We start from the raw sequence: 256 nt of genomic DNA, 5'->3' as shown, positions 1-256 counted from the left end.
ATTGAAGGCACCGACCGATCGTCGCTGCGCATTCTCGGTTCCGTGGGCGAGCCAATCAACCCGGAAGCGTGGGAGTGGTACTGGAAAAAAATCGGCAACGAGAAATGTCCGGTGGTCGATACCTGGTGGCAGACCGAAACTGGCGGTTTCATGATCACGCCGCTGCCTGGCGCTACCGAGCTGAAAGCCGGTTCGGCAACACGTCCGTTCTTCGGCGTGCAACCGGCGCTGGTCGATAACGAAGGTAACCCGCTGG

The 256-nt window shown here is 59.8% G+C and carries 1 protein-coding gene; it reads left to right on the top strand.

What is annotated here, in order from left to right; translation table 11 throughout:
* Positions 1-256: AMP-binding protein (locus SB756_RS32255; protein ID WP_410913524.1), on the top strand; the 256-nt coding region annotated here is incomplete at both ends.

The sequence above is a fragment of the Pseudomonas sp. SIMBA_068 genome, from assembly GCF_046534705.1.
GTDB classification, from domain to species: Bacteria; Pseudomonadota; Gammaproteobacteria; order Pseudomonadales; family Pseudomonadaceae; genus Aquipseudomonas; species Aquipseudomonas putida.
This window is presented reverse-complemented; position numbering and strand designations above follow the sequence as displayed.